Consider the following 21,847-nt stretch of genomic DNA (forward strand, 5'->3'; position numbering starts at 1 on the left):
GTCATTCGTACTGTGTGATTTTTTGGCGAGCGTCGCCGGATTTGATGACGTTTGTTCCATTGCCGCGACGCGGTGCGTTGATGGTGATCACACCGGCGATGACCAGGCCGACACCCAGGGTGCGCGCCAGGCTCAAGGGCTCGCCCAGGCCCGGCAGCCACGAGGCGCCGAGGTAGACGAGGGCATAACTGAGGCTCAGCAGCGAATAGGCGCGGCTCAGCGGCAAATGGTTCAGGGCGATCAGCCAGCAGAGCATCGACAGCGCATAGGCCAGCACCGCGCCGGCCAGCACCAGCAGGGCGGCCAGATCGAGGCTGCCGAGCGCATCGAGCCACTGCGAGGGCGCAGGCAGGCGGGTCATGCCCCAGCGCATGCCCAGCTGCGCGCCGCTGACCAGCACTACGCTGCCCAGGGCGAGACCGATGCCGCGCCAGACGCTCATGACTGCAACCCCAGCAGGGCCACGCCGGCGACGATCAGCGCGACGCCGCCCCAGTGGCGGGCGTCGATGTGCTCGCGGAACAGCGCCCGCGCGGCAAAGGTCACCAGTACGAAATTCAGGCTCAGCATCGGGTAGGCCAGCCCCACGTCCAGGCGTTGCAGCAGCAGCAGCCAGAGCAGCAGGCCGCCGCCCAGACAGGCGACGGCCAGCAGCAGCCAGGGGCTGAGCAACTGCGTCAGCCAGCCGAGCTCGCGGCCCCGCCAGCTTTCCACCGCGAGCTTCTGCGCGATCTGCCCCAGGCAGGTCAGCAGGCACACACTGGCCAGCAGCAGGGCGATCATGGCGCCGCCTTCGGGATCAGCAGGACGACGAGATGGTTCTGCCGGAAGCTGATGGCGTCCTTCGGCATCTGCTTCAGGTCTTCCTCGTCGCTGGCGCCGTTGACCCGCAGCAGCACGCCGACGGAGCCCTTGGCGCGGGCCTGGGCGATCCAGGCCTGGGCGTCGTCCAGGGTAATGCTGCGGCCGGCGCCCTCGGGATAGTCGAGGCCGTACTTCAGCTCGCCCACGGTATTGAGCAGGTTCACGTCGCTGCGCCCGGTGCGCCAGGCCAGGGCGGTGGCGGCGCCAAGGTCGTTGCTCAGCAGGCTGTCGGCACCGCGCAGCTCATCCAGGTGTTCGCGGACGAACTGGTCGGGCATCTTGCTGTTGACCATGGTATTGGGCATGGCCGCCGGCAGCAGCGCCACCAGAATCCACAGGCCGAACGCCGAGGCGGCCCACAGCCGGGTTGGGCGCAGCAGTTGCAGCGCGCCGCAGACCAGCCAGGCGACGCAGACGATGCCGACCATCACCACGCTGGGCGTTTCGTCCTTGTACAGTGGATGGCGCAGTTGCAGGACTACCAGCGCAATCAGCGCGGCCAGGCCGATCAGCAGATTGAGCGCGCCGTTCAGGCGCAGCATCCGCTGGCGACCCTGTTGCAGTGCATCCGCGAGGCTGTCGGCCATCAACAGGGCCAGCGGGGCGAAACACGGCATGATGTAGGTCGGCAGCTTGCCCTTGGCCAGGCTGAAGAACAGGAACGGCATGGCGAACCACAGCAGCAGGAAGCCCAGCCGGGGATCGCGCAGGCGGGTGGCGCCCTTGCACAGCGCGGGAACGATCAGCACCGCCCAGGGCAGGGCGCTGGCGAACAGTAGCGGCACGAAGAACCAGATGGGACGGCCATGTTGTGCGTCCTCGCCGGCGAAGCGGCGGATGTGTTCGTGCCAGAAGAAGAAATTCCAGAAGTCCGGCTCGCGGGCGTGGATCAGCAGCGCCCAGGGCAGGCTCACCAGGACGGCCACCAGCACGGCCAGCGGACCGTAGCGCAGCAGGTCCATGAAGCGCCCATTGAGCAGCGCATAGGGCACGCCGACGATTACCGGCAGCAAGAAAGCGAGGAACCCCTTGGTCATGAGGCCCATGGCGCACGCCGCGCCGAGCAGGCTCCAGGCGGCGATGCGCGCGCGTGTCGCGGTGGCGTCAAAGGCGAACCAGAGGGCGGCGAGGCTGAGGTTCACCCAGAGGGTGAACTGCGGGTCGAGGTTGGCGTAGCCGGCCTGCCCGGCGATCAGTCCGAAGCTGGCGTAAAGCAGCCCCGCGGCCCAGGTGCGGCGCGGATCGTTCCACAGGCGCCGGGCCACCAGCAGCACCAGCAGGGTGCTGAGGGCGCTGACCAGGGCCGAGGCGAAGCGCACGCCGAACAGGTTCTCGCCGAACACCGCCTGGCTCGCGGCGATCAACCAGTAGCCGCCGGTGGGCTTCTCGAAATAGCGCAGGCCGAGCAGGTGCGGCGACACCCAGTCACCGCTTTCCCACATGGCCTGGGCGATCTGCGCGTTGCGGGTCTCGTCGGGAATCCACAGGCCGTGGAAGCCCAGCGGCAGCAGGATGCAGAGCAGGAAAGCCGCCAGCAGCGTCGGGTAGGCGAGGCGCTTCATGCCTGTTGTACCCCCAGCCAGCCTTCGCGGCCAGCCAGTTCGCCACGCACCAGGCGGGCGACGGGCAGGCTGGCGGGGTTGTCCGGCAGCAGCCGGCCCAGGGGGTGGAACTGGATGTCGTCCTGTCGGGCGCGCCTGAGCAACTGACGGAACATGTCTGCCATGAGAATCCCTTCTACCTCGGCATGGATTGTGTAGACGTTGAGCGCGTCCTTGCGGAAGCGCTGGAGGATGAAGTCGTTGAAGTCGGCGGCGGACACCTGCGGCCCCACCACTTCATCAAAGGTCGGCAGGTCCACCGGGATTTGCGGCGCACCGATGCGGCCGTCGTCGAGCCGGGGGCGGAACAGCGCGGTACCGCGGCAATCGCTGTTGTAACGGAAGCCGAAACGTTCCTTGGCCTCCACTACGCGCTCGTCGGCGCGCCAGCCGGCGGCAGCGGAACAGTCCACCGGTTTGCCGATGATGTCGGCGAGGGTGTCGACGCCCTGGCGAATCTGCTCCACCAGTTGCTCGGGGCTCCAGCGCCCGGCGTTGGCCTGCCAGCCGTGATGGTCCCAGGCATGCAGGCCGATTTCATGGCCGGCTTCACTGGCGCGTCGCATCAGGTGGCCGAGGTCGCGGCCGATGGGTTTGCCCGGCCAGGCGGTGCCGGCCAGGAGGATGTCCCAGCCGTACAGCCCGGCGGCGTTGGAGCGCAGCATTTTCCACAGGAACTGCGGCCGGATCAGGCGCCACAGGTGGCGGCCCATGTTGTCCGGGCCGACGCTGAAGAAGAAGGTCGCCTTGATGCCGGCTTCGTCGAGGATATCCAGAAGCCGGGGCACTCCTTCACGGGTGCCCCGGTAGGTATCCACGTCGATACGCAGTCCGGCCTGCATTACGCGATGCTTTTGCTTTTCAGCGGCACGGCGTGCGCTGCGCCGCCTTCGCGCTCGGCGAGGGCTTCGCGCAGGAAGAAGTCCAGCGTCTTGCCGATGGTTTCGGTCAGCTCGACGGTGGGCTCCCAGTCCAGCAGGCGGCGGGCGTTCTTGATGCTCGGCTTGCGGTGCGACACGTCCTGGTAGCCATCGCCATAGAAGCTGCGGCTTTCCACTTCGCGGAAGCCGGCAAACGGCGGGAACTGGTCGCGCAGCGGGTGGGCTTCGAACTGACGCAGCAGCTCCTCGCCCAGCTGGCGGATGCTGGCTTCGTTGTCCGGGTTGCCGATGTTGACGATCTGCCCATCGCAGCGGCCGCCTTCGTTGTCGATGATGCGGGCCAGGGCTTCGATGCCGTCGTTGACGTCGGTGAAGCAGCGCTTCTGCGCGCCGCCATCCACCAGGCGGATCGGGGTGCCTTCAACGAGGTGCAGGATCAACTGGGTGATGGCGCGGGAGCTGCCGATGCGCGCCGAGTCCAGGCGGTCCAGGCGCGGGCCCATCCAGTTGAACGGACGGAACAGGGTGAACTTCAGGCCTTTCTGGCCGTAGGCCCAGATGACCCGGTCGAGCAGTTGCTTGGAGACCGAGTAGATCCAGCGCTGCTTGTTGATGGGGCCGACCACCAGGTTCGACTTGTCTTCGTCGAAGTTGGCGTCGGTGCACATGCCGTACACCTCGGAGGTGGAGGGGAAGATCACGCGCTTGTTGTACTTCACGCAGTAGCGGACCAGCTTGAGGTTTTCCTCGAAGTCCAGCTCGAATACGCGCAGCGGGTTGCGGGTGTACTCGATGGGCGTAGCGATGGCCACCAGCGGCAGGACCACGTCGCACTTCTTGATGTGGTACTCGATCCACTCGGTGTGGATGCTGATGTCGCCTTCGACGAAGTGGAAGTCCGGGTTGCTGCGCAGGCGCTCGATGGCGTCGGAGCCGATGTCCAGGCCGTAGACTTCGTAGTTGCCGTCGCGCAGCAGGCGCTCGGACAGGTGGTTGCCGATGAAGCCGTTGACCCCGAGGATCAGTACGCGGGTCTTGCGCTTGGCCTTGCGCGCCGCGCCGTACAGGCGCGAGCCTTCCACCAGGCCCATCTCGCGGGCCAGTTGCGGGCCGGCGAGGAACAGGCCGGCGTCGCCCTGCTGGCCGGAGAGGATTTCCAGCGAGTCTTCGCCACAGGCGATGCGCAGCGGATCGACGCTGAGCACCGAGCCCGGCGCCTGGCCGCCGTTGCCGCTGGCGACGCGGGAGCTCCAGACGATCAGCTTGCGATCGCCCACGGGCGCGAAGGCGCCGGGGTAGGGCTGGGTGACCGCGCGGACCAGGTTGTGCAGCTCGCGGGCCGGACGTTGCCAGTCTATGGCGCCGTCAGCCGGGGTACGGCGGCCGAAGTAGCTGGCGCGGGACTCGTCCTGCGCTACTTCGCTCAGCTCGCCCTTGGCAAGCTTGGGCAGCGCTTCGTCCAGCAGTTCGCGGGAAGCCTGGCGCAGCTTGCCGTGGAGGATCAGTGCGGTGTCGTCCGCGCCGATCGCCACGCGCTGCTGGGCGAGGATGGCGCCGGCGTCGGCGCGCTTGACCATGCGGTGCAGGGTGACGCCGGTCTCGGTCTCGCCATTGACCAGCACCCAGTTGGCCGGCGCGCGTCCACGGTAGCGCGGCAGCAGCGAGCCGTGCAGGTTGAAGGCGCCTTCGGAGGCGCAGGCCAGCAGTTCTTCTCCGAGCAGGTTGCGGTAATAGAAGGAGAAGATATAGCGCGGCTGCAGTTCGCGGATGCGCGAGATCCACAGCGGGTGATTGACGTCTTCCGGAGCGTGCACGGGGATGCCGTGGCGCGCGCAGAGCTGCGCGACGGAGCCGTAGAAACGGTTTTCCTGCGGGTCGTCGGCGTGGGTGAAGACAGCGTCGATCTGGTAGCCGGCGGCGAGCAGCGCTTCGATGCCGGTGCAGCCGATGTCGTGGTAGGCGAAGACGATGGTCTGCTGGGTCATGGCTGGAGGGACTCGAGAGAAGAGGAAGGGGTGGTCGAACGGGTTTCGAGCGTGGTCCGCTGGCGGACGATGCGCTCGATGAAGAAGCGCGGGCGGGCGCGCACGTCGTTGTACATGCGGCCCAGGTACTCGCCGAGCAGGCCCATGCCCACCAGTTGCACGCCGGTGAAGGTGAACAGCACGGCGAACAGGACGAAGACACCGTGGCCGGCCCAGGCGGCGCCGAAGATCACGCGCAGGATGACCAGCAGCAGGGCGAAGCCGAAGCCGGCCGCCGCCATGGCGCCCCCCACCAGCGACAGCAGGCGCAGCGGGGTGGTGGTCATGCAGGTGACCAGGTCGAACATCAGGTTGATCAGGCGCATGAAGTCGTACTTCGACTCGCCGTGTTCACGCTCGGCATGGGCGACCATGATCTCGGTGGTGTGACGGGCGAAGCTGTTGGCCAGGATCGGGATGAAGGTGCTGCGCTCGCGGCAGGCCAGCATCGCCTTGACGATGCTCGCGCGGTAGGCGCGCAGCATGCAGCCGTAGTCGCTCATGGCCACGCCCGTGGAGCGTTGCACGGCGAGGTTGATCAGCTTCGACGGCCAGCGGCGCAGGGCCGAGTCCTGGCGCTTCTGGCGCACGCTGCCGACCACGTCGTAGCCCTTGGCGGCTTCCTCCACCAGGCGCGGAATTTCTTCCGGCGGGTTCTGCAGATCGGCGTCGAGGGTGATGATCACGTCGCCCCGGCACTCTTCGAAGCCGGCCATGATCGCCGCGTGCTGGCCGTAGTTGCGGTTGAGGATCACCGCGACGACGTGGCTGCCGGGGGCCTCGGCGGCCTCAAGGAGCAGGTCGGCGGAGCCGTCGCGGCTGCCGTCGTCGATCAGGATGATCTCGTAGTCGCGGCCCAGCTTCTCGCAGGCGGCGCTGGTGCGACGCAGCAGCTCGGGCAGGCTGGCTTCCTCGTTGTACACCGGGATGACGATGGACACGAGGTTGATCGGATAGGCTTTCACGATGGCGTTACCGGGTGATGGTTTCGATAGCTTCCACCACGCGGTCGAGGTCGCCGGTGGTCATGTCGGGGAACAGCGGAATGGAGCAAAGGCGCGCCGAGTTCCATTCGGTGTTGGGCAGGCTGACCCCGGGGAAGCGCTGGCGGTAGTAGCTGTGCAGGTGGCTGCCGATGAAGTGGATGCCGCTGCCGATGCCGCGTTGCTGCAAGGCCTGCATGAAGCCGTCGCGGTCGATGCCGCAGCGCTCGGCATCGATGCGCAGGATGTACAGGTGCCAGGCGTGCTGGTGCGGGTAGTCGGGCACGCTCAGCGGCTCGACCGGCAGGCCGGCCAGGCGCTCCTGGTAGGCCGCCGCCAGTTCGGCGCGGCGTGCGTTGATCGCCTCCAGGCGGTCGAGCTGGACCAGGGCGATGGCCGCGTTGATGTCGGTGAGGTTGTACTTGAAGCCGGGCTCGATCACCTGGGCCTGCGGCTTGCGGCCGTGGGTCAGGCGGTCGTAGGCGTCCACGCCCAGGCCATGGAACTTGAGCATGCGCACGCGATCGGCGAAGGCGTCGTCGTCGGTGACGAACATGCCGCCCTCGGCGCAGGTCATGTTCTTGATCGCATGGAAGGAGAAGATCGCGGTGCCGGTCTGGCCAACGGTGCGGCCGCGGTAGCGGGTGCCGGCGGCGTGGGCGGCGTCTTCGATCACGGCGATGCCGTGGCGCTGCGCCAGCGCGTTGATCGGGTCCATGTCGGCGGGTGCGCCGGCGTAGTGCACCGGGATGATGGCGCGGGTGCGCGGGGTGATCGCCGCTTCGATGCGGGCAGCGTCGGTCATCAGGGTGTCGCGGTCGACGTCGACGAACACCGGGGTCGCGCCCAGCAGACAGATCATGTTGGCGGTGGAGACCCAGGTCTGCGACGGGGTGATCACCTCGTCGCCCGGGCCGATGCCCAGCGCCAGCAGGGCCAGGTGCATGCCGCCGGTGGCCGAGGCGATGGCCACGGCGTGCTTGCAGCCGATGGATTGGGCGAAGCGCTGTTCCAGCTCCTGGTTCTGCGGGCCGGTGGTGATCCAGCCGGAGCGCAGCACCTGATTGACCGCCCGAATCTCCTCGTCACCGATGCTGGGGCGGGAGAAGGGGAGGAAGTTCATGTCCATGTTATGGGTCCTGCTGGGCCGGAGCCGCGCTATTTGAGTGTAGGAAAGTTATCGAGGCATACGTTAAGAACCCGTTAAGTGCTTGTGGTGAAACTGTAATCCTGCTCGCCGAAGGGGCTTCATCGGCAATCCGAGCCGGGATGGGGGAATTCCGGGGCATCCTGAAAACGACATTGGAGTGTCGGTAATCGCTGTTGAACACTCGTTCATTCCTGCGTATGTTGGCCTCACGCTCTGACGGACAACAACTCCAATACCCGTCGGACATTCCGTCATTCGGATGAGGTTCTCGCATGCGTTATTCGTCGCTTGTGGACAGGATGGTCGGACCCGGCGTCGCCGCCTGGGACATTCACTACGCGGCCATCGCCGCCCAGCGTGAAGGCCGGGATGTGATCGTCCTGAGCGTCGGTGATCCGGATTTCGCCACACCGGACTTCATCACCGAGGCCGCCGTCACCTCCCTGCGTGCCGGCGATACCCACTACAGCGACGTGGCCGGGCGTCCGGAGCTGCGCCAGGCCATCGCCGCGTTGCATGAACGACGCTGCGGACAGGCGACGGCGGCCGAGAACGTCATCGTCGTTGCCGGCGCGCAGAACGGCCTGTTTGCCGCCGCCATGTGCCTGCTGGAACCGGGGGATGAGGTCATCGTCTTCGACCCGGTCTACGTCACCTACGAAGCCACCCTGAAGTCCACCGGCGCCGTGCTGGTGCCGGTGCCGACCCGCGCCGGCAACGGCTTCCGCCCCGAAGCCGCCGACCTGGCCGCCGCCATTACCCCGCGCACCAAGGCGATCTTCTTCGCCAACCCGAACAACCCCACTGGCGTCGTGCTCAACCGCGAGGAACTGCTGGCCATCGCCGAGCTGGCCCGCGTCCACGATCTCTGGGTGGTGGTCGACGAGGTCTACGAGGGCCTGACCTTCGAGCGCGAGCACCAGAGTTTCGCCGCCCTGCCGGGCATGGCCGAACGCACCCTGAGTATCGGCAGCCTGTCGAAATCCCATGCCATGACGGGCTGGCGCACCGGCTGGGTGGTCGCCAACCCGACGCTGGTCGCTCACCTGGAAAACCTTGCGCTGAACATGTTCTACGGCCTGCCAGGGTTCGTTCAGGAGGCCGCGCGGGTGGCCGTCGAGCGGCACGACGAGGTGGTGTCGTCGATGCGCGAGATCTATCGCCGTCGCCGTGACCTGGTGGTTGCCGCGTTGAGCGATTGCCCGCGGGTGAAAGTGCTCCGGCCCGAAGCCGGCATGTTCGTCATGGTGGACGTGCGCGACACGGGGCTGAGTTCGCTGGACTTCTCCTGGCAGCTGTTCCATGCCACCGGCGTTTCGGTGCTGGATGCGGCGGCCTTCGGCCCGCAGGCGGAAGGTTTCGTTCGGCTGTCGTTCGGTTTGAGCGACGAGAGCATGGCCGAGGCCTGTGCGCGGATCATTCGATTCGTTGAGACCCTACCGGCGAAAGCTTCGCCCGTAGGAGCGGACCTTGCCCGCGAATCGAACCCAGGTGCGGCGGCGGATCGCGGACAAGGTCCGCTCCTACAGGAGCCGGCGAAGCCCGCGAGCAAGTCGGTGATCGAGGTCCGCGATCTGCACAAGCGCTTCGGCGACTTCGAGGTACTCAAGGGGGTGTCGCTGTCGGCCCGCGAGGGCGGGGTGATCTCGCTGATCGGCGCCAGCGGCTCGGGCAAGAGCACCCTGCTGCGCTGCATCAACATGCTGGAGATTCCCAACCAGGGCACGGTCACCGTCAACGGCGAGACCATCGGCCTGACCCAGAACCGCCACGGCGAGCCGATGGTGGCCGACCAGAAGCAGCTGACGCGTATCCGCTCGCAGCTGGGCATGGTGTTCCAGAACTTCAACCTGTGGCCGCACCGCACGGTGCTGGAAAACCTGATCGAGGCGCCGACCTTCGTCCTCCACGAGAGCAAGGCCGAAGCCCGCGAGCGTGCCGAGGCGTTGCTGGAGCGTGTCGGCCTGGCGGAGAAACGCCACACCTACCCGGCCTTCCTGTCCGGCGGCCAGCAGCAGCGCGTGGCCATCGCCCGCGCGCTGGCGGTGCGGCCAAAGGTCATGCTGTTCGACGAGCCGACTTCGGCGCTGGACCCGGAACTGGTGGGTGAGGTGCTGCGGGTGATCCGCTCGCTGGCCGAGGAAGGGCGGACCATGATCCTGGTTACCCACGAGATGGCCTTCGCTCGCGACGTTTCGAGCCACGTGGCGTTTCTCCACAAGGGCCTGATCGAAGAGGAAGGCACGCCCGAGGAAGTCTTCTCGCGGCCGCGCAGCGAGCGCTGCCGGCAGTTCGTCAACGCGCACCAGAATCGCTGACCGATGCCGCGCAGTCGGCGCATCGATGAGCGTGACCCATAACAATCGAAAACAAGGCAGGGGATCACGATGAACAAGAAAGGTCTGTGCAACTGGGTGGTGGGTGCAACGATGCTCATGGCCGGCGCGGTAAGCGCGCAGGCCGAGACGATCCGTTTCGCCCTGGCCGCCGAACCCTATCCGCCCTTCTCGCAGAAGCAGCCCGACGGCAGCTGGGCCGGCTTCGAGCCGGACCTGATCCGCAAGGTCTGCACCGAGATGAAGGCGACCTGTGAGATCGACGAAGTGGCCTGGGACGGCATCATCCCAGCCCTGCTGGCGAAGAAGATCGACGTGATCTTCAACTCCCTGTCCATCACCGAGGAGCGCGAGAAGCAGATCGCCTTCAGCCGCCCCTACTACGACACCCCGGTGGGTGTAGCCGCGCCTCAGGCCATGGACCTGCAGATCAGCCCCGAGGGCCTGAAGGGCAAGACCATCGGCGTGCAGATTTCCACCGTCAGTTCCAACTACCTGAAGAAGTACTACGAGAAGATCGCCGACGTGCGCTACTACGACACCCAGGACTCGGTGAACGCCGACCTGGTGGCCGGACGCATCGACCTGATGATGGCCGACGCCATCGCCGTGGCGACCTTCCTCAAGTCGCCGGACGCCCAGGCGGCCGGGATCGTCAGCAAGGGCGAGGTGAAGCACGACCCGCTCTTCGGCCGTGGCGTCGGCGCCGGCCTGCGCAAGGAGGATACCGCGCTCAAGGCCCGGGTCGACGAAGCCATCGGCAAGCTGCTGGCCAGCGATGACTACAAGGCGCTGTCGGACAAGTACTTCGGCATGAGCGTCGCGCCCAAGCAATAACCCCCGGACGTGAGCTGATGGACCCGCGTCCGCTCAGGGCGCGGGTACGGCACTGAGCCTCCAATTACGGTGAATGCCATGCAAAGCATCTTCGACCTGATCGGCTTCGGCGCCACGGGCTGGGGCCCGGCGCTGCTCAAGGGGCTGCTGGTTACCCTGCAGATTTCCGTCGGCGCCTTCCTGGTCGGCCTGTTGATCGGCCTCGGCGCGGCCAGCGCCAAGATCGGCGGACCCCGGCCATTGGCGATGCTCGCGCGCGGCTACACCACGCTGTGCCGGGCGGTGCCGGAACTGCTGCTGATCCTGCTGCTGTTCTATGTCGGCTCCATGGGCCTGAACGAGCTCTTCGCCTGGCTCGGCTTCGGCGAGGTGAAGCTCAACGGCATGATGGTGGCCATCGTCGTACTCGGCCTGGTGCAGGGCGCTTACGCTTCGGAAATCTTCCGTGGCGCGATCCAGGCGATCCCCTACGGGCAGATCGAGGCCGCGCGGGCCTACGGCATGCACGGCTTCGGCCTGTTCCGCCGGGTGACCCTGCCGATCATGGCGCCCAACGCGCTGGCCGGCATGGCCAACCTCTGGGTCAACCTGATCAAGGACAGCGCGCTGATCAGCGTGGTGGGCACCAACGAGCTGCTCTACACCGCCAAGCAGGCCGCCGGCTCCACCCGGCACTACCTGACCTTCTACCTCACCGCGGCGGCGCTGTACTACGTGCTCACCGTGCTTTCCAACCTGTTCGCAGGCTACCTGGAGCGGCGCTTCCGCCGCTGGATTCCGGCGGTTTGAACGAGGCGCGGCAATGAACGAACACTGGCTATTCGTCTACGGCACCCTGCTGCTCAAGGGGCTGGGCACCACCCTGGTGATCCTGCTGATCTCCGCCATCCTGGGCTTCGCGCTGGCACTGGGCGTGGCGCTGGCGCGGATGTCGCGCAACTTCCTGGTCTCGCGCCTGGCGCTGGCTTACACCAGTGTGATCCGCGGCACGCCGCTGCTGGTGCAGATCTACATCTTCTACTACGGCCTGGGCAGTCTGTTCGCGCAGTTCCCGCTGATCCGCGGCAGCTTTCTCTGGCCCTACCTGCGCGATGGCTTCTGGTACATCGTCATCGCGCTGATCCTCTCGGTCGGCGCCTATGTCGGCGAGGTGGTGCGTGGCGGGCTGCGGGCAGTGCCGCGCGGTGAGCTGGAGGCCGCCTCGGCGTTCGGCATGAATCGCACGCTGGTGCTCTACCGCGTCTGGCTGCCCCGGGCGATCCGCCTGCTGCTGCCGACCCTGGCGGGGGAGAGCGTGATGCTGCTCAAGTCCACCGCGCTGGCGTCCACCATCGCCGTGGTCGACCTACTCGGCGCGGCCAACGTGGTGCGCGCGCAGACCTTCCATGTCTACGAACCGTTGCTGCTGGTGGCGGCGATCTACATCTGCCTGACCTTCATCATCGAAGCCGGCTTCTCCGTGCTGGAGCGCACCACGCCGATTCGCCGCGAGGCGCAGAGCACGACGTCGCGTTCCTGGCTGGGCAAGCGGCGGCCGCGTACGGCTGTTTGATAGTGGATTCATGCTCGCATCACGATCTCGCGAGCTGGAGCTGGAGCTGGAGCTGGAGCTGGAGCTGGAGCTGGAGCTGGAGCTGGGTTAGGCGGGGGCGGCTCGAGGAGCGGAGTTTACGCCAGTAAATGAGCATCTGAGAGCGCCGCCCAAGGACATCCAGCCGACGCGCAGCAGATCGTCAGGCATAGGCGCCGCGACGTAGCCCTTCAACCCAGCAACGGCTGAGTTCCAGGCCGTCCGCGGCGCTGAAGGTGGCGGGGTTCAGGCACCACTCCAGCCACAGCCCGTCGAGCATGGCGGAGAGGCCGATGGCGGCCAGGCGCGGTCGTGCCACGGTGAAGCCTTCGGCCGCAGCGAGGTCGCTGATGAGTGTTTCCAGGATGGCGAGGTAGCTCTGATAGCCGCGTTCGTGAGCGTCGTTCACCGGCGGCGAGTGACGGATCAGGCTCCAGAACACCACCCAGGGGCTGAGCAGGTCGGGGTCCAGGACCTGGGGCGAGAAGGAGCCGGTGAGGAAGGCCTCCATGCGCGCCGCGGGGTCGTTGCCGGCGGCGTCGACCTGTTCGTAGAGCGCCTGGGTGACTTCGCTGGCGAGGGTCTCGTAGGCCTGGGCGACCAGCGCGTCGATGCTACCGAAGTGGTGGTTCACCAGGCCGACGGCGACGCCGGCTTCCTTGGCGATGCGGCGCACCGAGATGCCCGCGTGGCCATCGGCGACCAGGCACTTGAGGCAGGCGCGCACCAGGTGGTCGCGACGTTCCTCGGAGGTGGCGCGCTGGGCTTTCTGGCGAGGCATGTCCAAGGGGTGTCCTTGCGGGCTGGTAATGACTGGCTCCGATACTAGGAGGCGCCGAAGAAGATTTCCATGGGCGATTCGGACAGAGGCCCGACAAAAGGAGAGTGCATATGATCGAGGACGTTTCCTTCAGCGTACCCGGGGATTCCGGGGCCAAGTTGTGCGTACGCGCCTGGCGTGTCGATGGCGGCAGACCAGGGCCGAAGGTGCACCTGCAGGCAGGGGTGCATGCCGATGAAATCGCCGGGATGCTGGTGCTTCACGAATTGCTGCCGCGCCTGCGCGAGGCAGCGCAAAATGGCGCGTTGAACGGCAGCGTGACGGTGGTGCCGCAGGCCAATCCGATCGGCATCGGGCAGTTCCGCCAGGGGCGCATACTCGGCCGTCATCATGATGCGAGCGCGCGCAATTTCAACCGTGGCTTCCCCGCGTCGGCGTCGGCTCGCGGCACCTTGGACAATCTCTCGCTGTGGCAGAAGCGCCTGGCCGAACTGGCCGCTCCGGCGGACATCGTGCTCGACCTGCATACCGACGACGAGGCGCTGCCATACGTCTACCTGCACGAGTGCTTCTGGCCGGCCGGCCAGGACCTCGCCGCGGCGCTGCGCGCGGAACTGGCGATCATCTGGGAGGGCGACAGCGACGGGGCGTTCGAGGAGGTGGTGATCGCACCCTGGCTGGCCGAGCAGCGTTTCGCCGGACGTCTGGTGGCCACGGTCGAGCTGCGTGGGCAGGGCGATGTCAGCGACGCGCTGGCACAGCAGGATGCCGATGGCCTGTACCGCTTCCTCGGCGCCCGTGGTGTGGTAACCGATGCCGGGCCATTGCCTGAATGGAAAGGCGTCGCCACGCCCATCGGCTTCATGGAAACCGTGTTTGCACCGGCTGCTGGAGTGCTGGTGTTCGAGCGTGAGTTGGGCGAGTACATCGAGGCGGGCGAGCGCTTTGCGCGCATCGTTTCGCGCCCTGGCGACTCAAGTAGTGAGCACATCCTGCGGGCACCGCAGAGTGGATTGTTCGCCACCCGTTACCGTGACCGGCTGATTCCCCAGGGTGCTATCGCGGGCAAGTTTACCGGCACAGGGCCTTCGAGCACGTGGATTGCCGGGGCACTCGATCCTTGATGGGGGCTCCTACGCTCAATTCCGTGCATCAGCCTGCCCTCACCCTGACTCTCTCATGGAGGGTGAGAGGACCGTTCGATGCGGGATGAAACCCTAGCCTCAGCCGGTACGGATAGCTCCCTCTCCCTTCAGGGAGAGGGCTGGGGAGAGGGCTGGGGAGAGGGTATACAGGCTGACGTCGAAGTCGAGCTTGGCTCTGTTCCCCCTCCCTAACCCTCCCCCTGAGGGGAGAGGGGACCGTACGGAGCGAGGTGGTGCATCGAGCCAGACGGAAACGAAATTGCAAAGTAGCCGATCAGCGCCAGCAAAAACGCCCGCGCAAGGCGGGCGTTTCAAAGGGCGGCGAACTCAGTGGTGTTCGCGGGTGGCGCGGAAGGTGATGTCCGGCCAGCGCTCTTCCATCAGGCTCAGGTTGACGCGGGTCGGGGCCAGGTAGGTGAGGTGGCCGCCGCCGTCCACGGAGAGGTTCTCCATGGCCTTGTCCTTGAACTCCTTGAGCTTCTTCTCGTCCTTGCACTCGATCCAGCGCGCCGACCAGACGTTGATCGCCTCGTAGGCGCACTCGACCTTGTATTCCTCCTTCAGGCGGCTGGCGACGACGTCGAACTGCAGCACACCGACGGCGCCGAGGATGATGTCGTTGTTGCGCTCGGGGAAGAAGACTTGCGTCGCGCCTTCCTCGGCCAGTTCCTGCAGGCCCTGGCGCAGCTGCTTGGACTTCAGCGGGTCCTTCAGGCGCACGCGGCGGAACAGTTCCGGGGCGAAGTGCGGGATGCCGGTGAAGCCCAGCGCCTCCCCTTCGGTGAAGGTGTCGCCGATCTGGATGGTGCCGTGGTTGTGCAGGCCGATGATGTCGCCGGCGTAGGCCTCTTCCAGCTGCTCACGCTCGCTGGAGAAGAAGGTCAGCGCGTCGGCGATCTTCACGTCCTTGCCGATGCGCACGTGGCGCATCTTCATGCCCTTCTCGTACTTGCCCGAGCAGATGCGCATGAAGGCGATGCGGTCGCGGTGCTTGGGGTCCATGTTCGCCTGGATCTTGAACACGAAGCCGGAGAACTTCTCCTCGGTCGGCGCCACGGTGCGCTCGTGGGTGCCGCGCTCCAGCGGTTGCGGGGCCCAGTCGACGATGCAGTCGAGCACCTGGTCGACACCGAAGTTGCCCAGTGCGGTACCGAAGAACACCGGGGTCATCTCGCCGTTGAGGAAGGCCTGCTTGTCGAACTCGTGGCAGGCGCCCTGCACCAGTTCCAGCTCTTCGAGGAAGTTCTCGTAGAGGTCGCCCAGATGCGCGCGGGCTTCGTCGGAATCGAGCTTGTCGATGATCTTCGTCTCGATGCGCTCGTGGCCGTGGCCGGGCACGTAGACGATGATCTTGTCCTGGGCGAGGTGGTACACGCCCTTGAAGTCCTTGTAGCAACCGATCGGCCAGGTGATGGGCGCGGCCTTGATCTTCAGGACGGCTTCGATCTCGTCGAGCAGTTCGATGGGGTCACGGATGTCGCGGTCGAGCTTGTTGATGAAGCTGACGATGGGCGTGTCGCGCAGGCGGCAGACTTCCATCAGGGCGATGGTGCGCGGCTCTACACCCTTACCGCCGTCGAGGACCATCAGCGCGGAGTCCACCGCGGTCAGGGTGCGGTAGGTGTCTTCGGAGAAGTCTTCGTGGCCGGGGGTGTCGAGCAGGTTGATCATGTGCTCGCGGTAGGGGAACTGCATCACCGAGGTGGTGATGGAGATGCCGCGCTGCTTTTCCATCTCCATCCAGTCGGAGGTGGCGTGGCGGTCGGATTTACGCGACTTCACGGTACCGGCGACGGCGATCGCCTTGCCCATCAGCAGGAGCTTTTCGGTAATGGTGGTCTTACCGGCGTCGGGGTGGGAAATGATCGCGAACGTGCGGCGTTTGGCGACTTCGGCGGCCTGGATGGTCATGGATGCGTGCCTGGCTGGAATCGATGATGGGCCCGGATCGGCCCAAAAGCGCGGGATTATAACGGGAAATGACCGGTCGATCAGCGCCACCGGGCACCCGGTGGCCGACGCGTGTTCCCGGCGGTCCCTCCGGAGGGGGAATCGGCAATCGAATCCGGGGCCATCGACTCACCGGTCATGACCTATTCATCCGGGCGGGAAAAGGTCGGTCGGACAGCCCCTGTCACTCTCTTGAAACCCGCGTCTGTGCAGCATTTCATGACGTTTTGTTAAGGATTTGAAACGAAACGCAGGATCGCGACAAAGGGTTATTAAAAAGCGGCAATTTTTGATTGATCTGTGGTGCCTGTGGTCCTAAAGTTCGCGCCCGAACGCTCATGCTGGAAACGATCCATCCGGCTCAAGTACTGACGACGAGAGGTTGCCGACCCGGCGACTCCGCGCCCCGAGAGGGGCAGGGAGCCCAGGAGAAGTCGGAACCGGTAATGCTCGGCGACATGCCTTGGGAAGTAGGCGAACCAAAGTGGGGAAACTGATCAGGCGTTCGTGGCTCGAAAGTAAAAGAGCCGTCCCTCTTTTCAATTGCGTGTTTTGCCATTTGGAGTCCCAACCATGTCCATCAAGGTCGAGGATTACTTCGCCCCGGAAACCTTCCAGCGCATGAAGGCGTTTGCCGACAAGCAGGAAACCCCCTTCGTCGTCATCGACAAGCAGACCATCGCCAGCGCGTACGATCAGCTGACCGACTGCTTCCCCTTCGCCAAGATCTACTACGCGGTGAAGGCCAACCCGGCCACCGAGATCACCGAGCTGCTGCGCGACAAGGGTTCTAACTTCGACATCGCCTCGATCTACGAGCTGGACAAGGTGATGAAGACCGGCGTGGGCCCGGAGCGCATCAGCTACGGCAACACCATCAAGAAAGCCCGCGACATCCGCTACTTCTACGAGAAGGGCGTGCGCCTGTTCGCCACCGACTCCGAGGCCGACCTGCGCAACATCGCCAAGGCCGCGCCGGGCTCCAAGGTCTACGTGCGCATCCTCACCGAGGGTTCCACCTCCGCCGACTGGCCGCTGTCGCGCAAGTTCGGCTGCCAGACCGACATGGCCATGGACCTGCTGGTACTGGCCCGCGACCTGGGTCTGGTGCCCTATGGCGTATCCTTCCACGTTGGCTCGCAGCAGCGCGACATCGGCGTATGGGACGCGGCCATCGCCAAGGTGAAGGTCATCTTCGAGCGCCTGAAGGAAGAAGACGGCATCGAACTGAAGATGATCAATATGGGCGGCGGCTTCCCGGCCAACTACATCGCCAAGACCAACAGCCTGGAAACCTACGCCGAAGAGATCATCCGCTTCCTCAAGGAAGACTTCGGCGACGAGCTGCCGGAAATCATCCTGGAGCCGGGCCGTTCGCTGATCGCCAATGCCGGCATCCTGGTCAGCGAAGTGGTGCTGGTGGCGCGCAAGTCGCGTACCGCCGTGGAGCGCTGGGTGTTCACCGACGTGGGCAAGTTCTCCGGCCTGATCGAAACCATGGACGAGTCCATCAAGTTCCCGATCCACGTGGAGAAGCAGGGCGAGCTGGAAGAAGTGGTGATCGCCGGCCCGACCTGCGACAGCGCCGATATCATGTACGAGCACTACAAGTACGGCCTGCCGCTGAACCTGGCTGCCGGCGACCGCCTGTACTGGCTGTCCACCGGCGCCTACACCACCAGCTACAGCGCGGTGGAATTCAACGGCTTCCCGCCGCTGAAGGCGTTCTACCTGTAAGCTTCAGGCTCGAATGAAAAGGCCCCGCGATGCGGGGCTTTTTCGTTTCTGGAATGACGCGTAGGGCGTACAACCGTTCGCGGTTGTACGCCGATGCACCGTGCCTTGCCGCCGGTGCCGGAGCTGGATTCGGAGTGCCCTGATATCGCGGTCAAACGGCGTATAACGTCGAACGTTATACGCCCTACGGTGACCAGCGGACTTCGTCCGTGATGGAACACGGCGCGAGGGCGGATCGCGGACGGAGTCCGCTCCTACGAGATGCATCTGCGCTCGGGTTGGCCCTCACCCTAACCCTCTCCCAGGGGGAGAGGGGACCGTCCGGTGCAGGATGAAACTACTCTGTCAGCCGGCACGATCTGGCTCCCTCTCCCTGAGGGAGAGGGCTGGGGTGAGGGGGAAAGCCCTGGCACAGATTCAGCCGGGACAAGACAGTTGCTCCTACGAAAAATCGTCGCATCGGGAAATGAAAACGCCCCGCGTTGCGGGGCGTTTTCACGATCTGGATCGACTCAACCCTTGTTGGGTTGCGCTTCCGGAGCCTGGGCGGTATCCGGCGACTTGGATTCCTTGACGATCTCCTGCTGCGGCGCGGCCTGGGTCGGCGGCAGCTTGTCGAACTCGCGCAGGCCATCCTTCTTGTACGGGTCGCCGATCCAGCGCGGGGCCACGGCGAACTGGTCGCTGACCAGGCTCTTGACCGGCTCGAAGCGGTCGTAGCTCAGGCCCGCCAGATCCGACAGGGTGTGGATCAGGTGCGAGCTGCTGTACGGACGGTTGGCGGCCGCCTGCAGGTCGCGCGGGTGCGCTGCCTGCCAGCTGGGCGAGGTCCAGACCATGAACGGAATGGTGTACATCGGCCGGGTCGGGGCGCCTTCGTTGCGGCCCAGGCGGTCGTGGTTGCCTGAGCTGTAGACATCCTCGCCGTGGTCGGAGAGGTACAGCAGGAAACCGTTCGGGTCGGTCGCGGCGTAGCGCTTGATCAGGCTGGAGACCACGAAGTCGTTGTACAGCACGGCGTTGTCATAGAAGTTGTAGGTTTCCACCTGGTCGTCCGATAGCGCCGAGGGCACGCCCTGGCGGTCCTTGAACTGGGCGTACTGCTCCGGATAGCGGTAGCGGTAGTCCATGTGCGTGCCGAGCAGGTGGATGACGATGAACTTCTTCTGCGCCGGGTCCTGCAGGGCCTTCTCGAAGGGTTCGAGCACCACGCCGTCGTACTGGCTGGCGTTCTGGTTGCGCTGGTTGTTCAGGTAGAACTGCGCATCCGTCTGCTGCGAGAAGGTGGTGAGCATGGTGTTGCGCTTGGTCATCGTCTGCTGGTTGGTGATCCAGAAGGTCTTGTAGCCTGCCTGTTTCATCAGGTTGATCAGCGACGGATCGGTGAGGAACTTGTCGGGGTTCTGCTCGTCACCGAAGGTGAGGATCTGCTGCATCACCTCGATGGTGTAGGGACGCGGCGAGACCACGTTCTGGAACACCGTCAGGTTGTGGCCCTCGGCCGCCGCCAGGGCGTCGAGGTTCGGGGTGGTTTCGCGCGGGTAGCCGTACAGGTGCATGTGCTCGCGGGTGGTGGATTCACCCAGCACCAGTACCAGAGTGCGCGGCGCTTCGCCGCTGCTGTCCTTGAGGTTCTGCAGCGGGGGCAGGGAGGCGTTCTGCTCCAGCAGCTTCTGCATGTTGTCCAGCTGCTGGCGGTACTGGGCGTAGCCCACGACCAGTTGCCAGGGCACGGCCGGCTCCATGCGCTGCTGCACCTTCTCCAGCGCCTCGGCGAAGCTGCGCTCCTGGGTGACCATCTGCTTGTAGAAGGGGTAGACCAGGTTCATCACCACCAGCAGCACGGCCACCGGCACGCGGGTGTAGAGCGGCAGGGTGACCGGGCGGATGCGCCGCCACAGCAGTACCGCGACCACGCTGTAGACCAGCAGCGCCAGGCACAGCCAGAGGCTGAAGTACTGGCTGAAATACTCGCCGGCTTCGGCGGTGTTCGATTCGAACATGACGAAGATGACGCTCTGCGAGAACTCCTGGCGGTAGATGCCGAAGTAGCTCAGGCCCACCAGCGAGGCGCCCCACAGCACCAGGCCGATGACCGCCGAAATCCCGCGGGTGAAGCGCGGTAGCAGCAGCACCGGAGCGAGCCACAGGCTGCTGAGGAAGAAGGCGTCACGGAAGCCGGCAAAGCCGGTGGTGCCGGTCGCCAGGATCAGCAGTTGGGTAACGCCGGAGAAGTACCAGAAGAACAGGAGTAGCCAGCCCAGGCCGGCCCAGTCGACGCCTTTACGGGCAGAAGGGGAATTAGTGGTAGACACACACGCCTCGTCGATTCGGGACAGAAGGCTGCAATCCCGCAGCCGAAAAAGCCGGAGAGGTTAACAGGAGTGAGGTGAAAAATGCGTCAAGTTGCGGCGATCCTAGGCTGGACGTAGCGAATCCAGACGTATTCCGTCGGATTCATCGCCCAGTTCGGCGGCACGCTGGCCATAGGCGTGAGCCAGCTGACGCAAGGCTTCCTGTGGGGACCGGGCCAGTTGATCGCGGGCGACCCGCAGGAAGTTCAGGTTGCCACCCTGCAGCGCGCGCTGCAGCCAGGGCAAGGCGCCTTCCAGGTCGCCGGCCTCGGCCAGCACCGTGGCGTGGCTGAACTGCCCACGGAAGTCACCGGCCTCGGCGGAGCGCCGGTACCAGCGATGGGCGGCCTCGGCATCGCGGGGGACCACCAGGCCTTCCTCGTAGAAGCGGCCGACCAGATTCATCGACTTGGCGTGCCCCAGTTCCGCCGCCCGGCGGTATAGCGCCAGGGCGTGCGCCTCGTCGCGTGCCACGCCGCGTCCGGTGGCCAGCAGGTTGGCCAGGTTGTACATCGCCCAGTCCAGGCCGGCTTCGGCGGCGAGCGCGTAGTGGCCGGCGGCTGAGGTGGGGTCGGCGGCGCAACCCCAGCCGTGTTCCAGGCAGCGGCCGAGCATGTTGCGCGCCATGCTGTGGCCGCGTTCGGCGGCGATGCCGAACCAGGTCATGGCCAGCGATGGGTCGCGCTCGATGCCGCGGCCGTCGAGGAGGATCTGGCCGAGCAGCGCCTGGGCTTCCAATTCGCCGTCGCGAGCGGCGGCGAGGATCAGCCGGGCAGCCTGGCGTGGGTTGTCGGCGAGCTGGCCATTGAGGTCTTCAACGGCGACTTCTTCGGTGCGGCGCAGGACGAAGCTCATGGGCGGTCAGACATCCACCCAGCGGCGCAGCAGGTTGTGGTAGGTGCCGGTCAGTTCGACCAGCGCCGGATGCTCGGGCACGTCGCGGGTCAGCGCCTGGATCGACTGGTCCATCTGGAACAGCAGGGCGCGCTGGCTGTCCTCGCGCACCAGGCTCTGGGTCCAGAAGAAGGAGGCGATTCGCGCGCCACGGGTCACCGGGTTGACCTTGTGCAGGCTGGTGGCGGGGTAGAGCACTAGGTCGCCGGCCGGCAGCTTGACCTGCTGGGTGCCGTAGGTGTCCTGGATCACCAGTTCGCCGCCGTCGTAATCCTCGGGGTCGCTGAAGAACAGGGTCGAGGAGACGTCGGTGCGTACGCGCTCGCGGCCGCCCTGGACATCGCGCACGGCGTTGTCGATGTGGAAGTCGAAGGAGCCGCCGCCGGTATAGCAGTTGAACAGTGGAGGAAAGACCTTGTGCGGCAACGCGGCGGACTGGAACAGTGGGTTGCTCCACAGGCGCTGCAGCATGGCCTCGCCGATCTCGCGGGCCAGCGGGTGGTCCTGCGGCAACTGCAGGTTGTGCTTGGCACGGGCCGACTGGTAGCCGGCGGTAGCCTTGCCGTCGCCCCATTCGGCCTGTTCCAGGGCGGCGCGAATACGCACCACTTCCTCGCGGGTGAAGATGCCGGGAATGTGCAACAGCATGGGGCGGTTCCGTCGGTGCCTGAGAAGTTGGCAATGATAATGATTTGCAATAGACAACTACAACCGCCATGCCCTGTCATTGGTCAGTCATG

At 65.6% G+C, this 21,847-nt stretch carries 18 protein-coding genes; 6 read left to right on the plus strand and 12 right to left on the minus strand.

The genetic code is table 11. The features are described from left to right. Nucleotide 1: 1 nt before the first annotated feature. From arnF to arnB, 7 genes are read right to left on the minus strand one after another with little or no spacing between them, the layout of a single operon-like run. A complete protein-coding gene (gene arnF / locus SD196_RS04830) occupies nt 2-442 on the minus strand; it encodes a 4-amino-4-deoxy-L-arabinose-phosphoundecaprenol flippase subunit ArnF (protein ID WP_275610290.1) in 441 nt (146 codons plus the stop codon). Further along, a complete protein-coding gene (gene arnE / locus SD196_RS04835; RefSeq protein ID WP_343574880.1) occupies nt 439-783 on the minus strand; it encodes a 4-amino-4-deoxy-L-arabinose-phosphoundecaprenol flippase subunit ArnE in 345 nt (114 codons plus the stop codon). Before arnE ends, arnF begins: the two co-directional genes overlap by 4 nt. Beyond that, the gene (gene arnT / locus SD196_RS04840; RefSeq protein ID WP_343574877.1) at nt 780-2,426 is read right to left on the minus strand and encodes a lipid IV(A) 4-amino-4-deoxy-L-arabinosyltransferase; all 1,647 of its coding nucleotides are present in this window, start codon (nt 2,424-2,426) and stop codon (nt 780-782) included. The genes arnE and arnT overlap by 4 nt, the downstream gene beginning before the upstream one ends. Further along, nucleotides 2,423-3,307 (minus strand): 4-deoxy-4-formamido-L-arabinose-phosphoundecaprenol deformylase, encoded by an 885-nt coding sequence (arnD, locus tag SD196_RS04845; protein ID WP_343574874.1) that lies wholly within the window; start codon nt 3,305-3,307, stop codon nt 2,423-2,425. The genes arnT and arnD overlap by 4 nt, the downstream gene beginning before the upstream one ends. Next, a complete protein-coding gene (gene arnA, locus SD196_RS04850) occupies nt 3,307-5,331 on the minus strand; it encodes a bifunctional UDP-4-amino-4-deoxy-L-arabinose formyltransferase/UDP-glucuronic acid oxidase ArnA (RefSeq protein WP_343574871.1) in 2,025 nt (674 codons plus the stop codon). The genes arnD and arnA overlap by 1 nt, the downstream gene beginning before the upstream one ends. Further along, nucleotides 5,328-6,335 carry an undecaprenyl-phosphate 4-deoxy-4-formamido-L-arabinose transferase gene (gene arnC, locus SD196_RS04855; RefSeq protein ID WP_343574868.1) on the minus strand — a complete coding sequence of 336 codons (1,008 nt, stop codon included), beginning with the start codon at nt 6,333-6,335 and terminating at the stop codon, nt 5,328-5,330. The genes arnA and arnC overlap by 4 nt, the downstream gene beginning before the upstream one ends. 7 nt (nt 6,336-6,342) lie before the next feature. After that, nucleotides 6,343-7,482, minus strand: coding sequence for a UDP-4-amino-4-deoxy-L-arabinose aminotransferase (gene arnB, locus SD196_RS04860; protein ID WP_343574866.1), 1,140 nt, complete (start codon nt 7,480-7,482; stop codon nt 6,343-6,345). A 293-nt stretch (nt 7,483-7,775) separates the two neighbouring features. Here arnB and SD196_RS04865 point away from each other — a divergent pair, with 293 nt between their 5' ends. The 4 genes from SD196_RS04865 to SD196_RS04880 all read left to right on the plus strand — a co-directional run bounded on the left by SD196_RS04865 (nt 7,776) and on the right by SD196_RS04880 (nt 12,228). Further along, a complete protein-coding gene (locus SD196_RS04865) occupies nt 7,776-9,821 on the plus strand; it encodes an aminotransferase class I/II-fold pyridoxal phosphate-dependent enzyme (RefSeq protein WP_343574864.1) in 2,046 nt (681 codons plus the stop codon). Nucleotides 9,822-9,890: 69 nt separating this feature from the next. Next, entirely contained in the window at nt 9,891-10,676 is a 786-nt protein-coding gene (locus SD196_RS04870; protein WP_275610298.1) for a transporter substrate-binding domain-containing protein, read from the plus strand. Between the two features lie 78 nt (nt 10,677-10,754). Further along, complete coding sequence (locus SD196_RS04875; protein WP_275610299.1) at nt 10,755-11,465, plus strand: ABC transporter permease; 711 nt, start codon at nt 10,755-10,757, stop codon at nt 11,463-11,465. A gap of 13 nt (nt 11,466-11,478) precedes the next feature. After that, the gene (locus tag SD196_RS04880; protein WP_275610300.1) at nt 11,479-12,228 is read left to right on the plus strand and encodes an ABC transporter permease; all 750 of its coding nucleotides are present in this window, start codon (nt 11,479-11,481) and stop codon (nt 12,226-12,228) included. Between the two features lie 181 nt (nt 12,229-12,409). Here SD196_RS04880 and SD196_RS04885 read toward each other — a convergent pair whose 3' ends face one another. Then, nucleotides 12,410-13,033, minus strand: coding sequence for a TetR/AcrR family transcriptional regulator (locus SD196_RS04885; RefSeq protein ID WP_416311104.1), 624 nt, complete (start codon nt 13,031-13,033; stop codon nt 12,410-12,412). A 104-nt stretch (nt 13,034-13,137) separates the two neighbouring features. Between SD196_RS04885 and SD196_RS04890 the strand changes: the two genes are divergently transcribed. Further along, nucleotides 13,138-14,151 carry a succinylglutamate desuccinylase/aspartoacylase domain-containing protein gene (locus SD196_RS04890; RefSeq protein ID WP_343574857.1) on the plus strand — a complete coding sequence of 338 codons (1,014 nt, stop codon included), beginning with the start codon at nt 13,138-13,140 and terminating at the stop codon, nt 14,149-14,151. Nucleotides 14,152-14,499: 348 nt separating this feature from the next. On the opposite strand, the gene SD196_RS04895 is transcribed toward SD196_RS04890, so the two are convergent. Beyond that, nucleotides 14,500-16,083 (minus strand): peptide chain release factor 3, encoded by a 1,584-nt coding sequence (locus SD196_RS04895; RefSeq protein WP_343574854.1) that lies wholly within the window; start codon nt 16,081-16,083, stop codon nt 14,500-14,502. Nucleotides 16,084-16,695: 612 nt separating this feature from the next. Here SD196_RS04895 and SD196_RS04900 point away from each other — a divergent pair. After that, a complete protein-coding gene (locus SD196_RS04900) occupies nt 16,696-17,859 on the plus strand; it encodes a type III PLP-dependent enzyme (RefSeq protein ID WP_343574852.1) in 1,164 nt (387 codons plus the stop codon). A 512-nt stretch (nt 17,860-18,371) separates the two neighbouring features. Here the strand turns inward: SD196_RS04900 and SD196_RS04905 are convergent. The 3 genes from SD196_RS04905 to SD196_RS04915 all read right to left on the minus strand — a co-directional run bounded on the left by SD196_RS04905 (nt 18,372) and on the right by SD196_RS04915 (nt 21,755). Next, nucleotides 18,372-20,174: a phosphoethanolamine transferase CptA gene (locus tag SD196_RS04905; protein WP_343574849.1), complete on the minus strand. Its 1,803-nt coding sequence runs from the start codon at nt 20,172-20,174 to the stop codon at nt 18,372-18,374. A 102-nt stretch (nt 20,175-20,276) separates the two neighbouring features. Next, nucleotides 20,277-21,068, minus strand: coding sequence for a tetratricopeptide repeat protein (locus tag SD196_RS04910; protein WP_343574847.1), 792 nt, complete (start codon nt 21,066-21,068; stop codon nt 20,277-20,279). A 6-nt stretch (nt 21,069-21,074) separates the two neighbouring features. Further along, nucleotides 21,075-21,755, minus strand: coding sequence for a Fe2+-dependent dioxygenase (locus tag SD196_RS04915; RefSeq protein ID WP_275610307.1), 681 nt, complete (start codon nt 21,753-21,755; stop codon nt 21,075-21,077). Nucleotides 21,756-21,847: the final 92 nt, after the last annotated feature.

Source organism: Pseudomonas macauensis, assembly GCF_047902425.1.
Lineage (GTDB): Bacteria > Pseudomonadota > Gammaproteobacteria > Pseudomonadales > Pseudomonadaceae > Pseudomonas.